The sequence below is a fragment of the Bacillus sp. MYb78 genome (genome assembly GCF_002975115.1).
Lineage (GTDB): Bacteria > Bacillota > Bacilli > Bacillales > Bacillaceae_G > Bacillus_A > Bacillus_A cereus.
Map to the genome: position 1 here is coordinate 1 of NZ_PCOB01000060.1, position 2,734 is coordinate 2,734.

A 2,734-nucleotide genomic window follows, 5' to 3' on the forward strand; every position below is an offset into this window, starting at 1 on the left:
CCCCGTTTTTGGTCTGTTCGGCTTGGCGAAAGCTAAAAACCAGCCGAAAAAAGTTTGGCAAGGATGAAACGTAGTGAAAAAGGTGGAGATTTTTGAGTGCTTTTTCCTCAAAAATACGACCTGTTCCTTGCGGAACTTTTAGCCCTTATATAGAGAGTGAGAGTAAAATACCTACTAAACTAGTTAAAAAGCTTATTATATCAAGGGTTTATAGTGGTTTTAATAGTTGTCAGATTAGACAACTTTAGTTGTCAAATTAGACAACTATTAAAATTAAAAAAATAGCCCTTAAAAAAGGGCTATTGGAAATTTTTTAAATAGTGATTTCGAATTCATAAATAAAGCTTTTAAAGTTGTTTCAACATTATCACGTTCACCGCTATAAATAATATTAGGATTAATAAATAATGCGTATGTACGAGCTTTAACCCCTTCTGGTTTATGTCCATTTGCTTTTACAATAACACCTTTTTGTACCAGACTATTTACAATGCGACTAATTTTAGATTTATCAGTTTTTAATCTATCAGCTATTTGTTTTTGACTCATAGGAAGTGCATTTCTAGAATGAATATCATTTACAATACAATTACTTTTAAATTGTAAAAACCTTTGAATACGAAGTAAAAAGAGCATTTCTTCGTCAGTAAAAAATGCATTTTCTAAAGCATAATCCCAATTATCTTGAATAAATTGGGCAAACTTTACTTTTGATTGCGGGGAACGTTTAGTACCTATAAATATTTCTTTTCCGCCAGTAGCTTTACTTAATACTTGCATTGCTTGATTTACTTCTTCTTGATTAATTCCGTTATGATCTTGTTTAAACTTTTCTTTTTCATTCTCAAAATCACGTATTCTTGCATTTTTCTCAACATGTTTAAAATCAATGGTATTTGTCATGCTTTTCTCCTCGTTTCTAGTATTTACAACTAGCGAAGAGACTTTTATTTTGTTATTATGAAGTTAGATAAATTAATTTGAGTCTGAACACTCTAATTAATTGTATAACAGTAAAAAAAGCCCTTCTCCTATAGTTGTAGATTCGACAACTCAATTATAGCATGAATGGCTTTTTTTGTTGTATCTTGTCTGACTTTTTATATGTTATTGTATAGCAAGTTCGTTTTAGTCGTGAGCTCATTCATTTTATTTCTAAAAAAACTTCATAAAGTATCATGCACTACAGACTCAGAGAAAGAGCACTGTTCGAAGGTCCTCTTTTTTTGCCGTACAGGTTCCCATTTACTTTAAAATGAATAAACTATCTTAAACCTTACTTTAACAAATATTCATCGGTTCATAACTTATAAACACAACCCTAATACACAGAATGTTTTTTAAACGAGCGCCTTGCCATAAGTGCTCGTTTTATTTTGATGATTTTCTACAAAATGAAATTTTTATTGAGTATCTTTAACCATCATCCGTACAAAATTCGCATTCTAAATGTATACTTTCTTTACGGGAATCTCTATTTTTCTAAAATCCTCTGAAAACACCATAAAACCAATTATTTGAAAGTAAACAAATATTCAAAAGTTTACTTTGGAACTTACAATTGAAATCCAACATACAATGCTATGAGCATTTACAACATAGTCTTGGTCGACAATAAAAAAAGTACGAAGTCTTTTAAAAGACTTCGTACTAACAACAGACTAAAGTACAGTTCATCGGAAACTGAAAGGGTATTTCATCTATTTATTATAAATCATTAATTCCTATTTCCGGGAATTAATTAGAAAATATGCAAAATTTCATGTTTTATAATTCCTTATAAACAACAAACCTAGTGAATATTTTTGAATTTTCTTTTTATTAATGTTAGACTAAATTATATAAGATACAACTCCTTAAACGCCTAGATATATCTCTATTCGTTATACGCAAAAAAACCAATTCTCGTGTAATAGAATTGGTTTTTTGTGCAATTCAGTCAAACAGCAACTTGAACCCACATTTTCAAATGTAGTCTTATCAATCTTAACATAATTTTAATTACATAAACGCAAAAAATCTCTTTATATGCACACATATAAAGAGATTTTTAAATGGATGAAACCCATAAATTAGTTAGTGATGAATAATTATAGTATATCACAAAACGTTTCTAACGTTCCATGTCATATCCTTTCTGTCTACTTCTTATTTCTCTTGTATGTTCACGTTCAAATTGATTATCTACACCCTTCATATCCAGTTCGTTTTTAATAAGTCCTCTAAATGCCTTAAATTGCTCTTTAAAGACTTTTTTCGTCTGTTGATATAAAACCTTTATATTCATCTGTAAATCTCTTATATGAGCCTTTAAAGTGCCTATTTCAGTATGCAATTCTTTATTTACTTCTTCTAATTCCCGATTTTGTTTATAAGAATGTTTTAAAGCAAGATTATTCCCCTTTATTGTTTCTTCTAAATATTTATTATCTTCTCGTAAACTTTGATTCTCTTTTACAAGATCCGTCTTCTGTAAACGTTCATAATCTTTTTTAACAATAACGGCTGCATTCACTTTTTCTGTCATATCTCTCCATTGCTCACGTGTAACCACAATGTTTCCTGTTTTCTTCTCAGTAATTTCTGGCTTTCCAAACAGTTTCGTTGTTACTTCTGTTTTTGTTTCTTCTCGCAAATAAGACATTGACACTGGCTTATCCGGAATTTGATTTCGAAACGTTTCAAATTCCTGTTTCTTTTCTTTTATTTTTTTATCTAAACTCAAAAATTGTTG

Annotated in this window: 1 protein-coding gene and 1 pseudogene; both read right to left on the bottom strand. The window is 29.6% G+C overall.

Translation table 11 applies throughout. The features are described from left to right. Positions 1-288: 288 nt before the first annotated feature. Positions 289-903 (bottom strand): MarR family transcriptional regulator, encoded by a 615-nt coding sequence (locus tag CQ064_RS32915; RefSeq protein WP_000185569.1) that lies wholly within the window; start codon positions 901-903, stop codon positions 289-291. 1,210 nt (positions 904-2,113) lie between these two features. After that, a pseudogene (locus CQ064_RS32920) lies at positions 2,114-2,734 on the bottom strand (MobV family relaxase); the annotation flags it as partial.

What these genes read in the sequence shown, in the direction of transcription:
- CQ064_RS32915 (WP_000185569.1), bottom strand. Translation starts at nt 903, where the DNA reads ATGACAAATACCATTGATTTTAAACATGTTGAGAAAAATGCAAGAATA.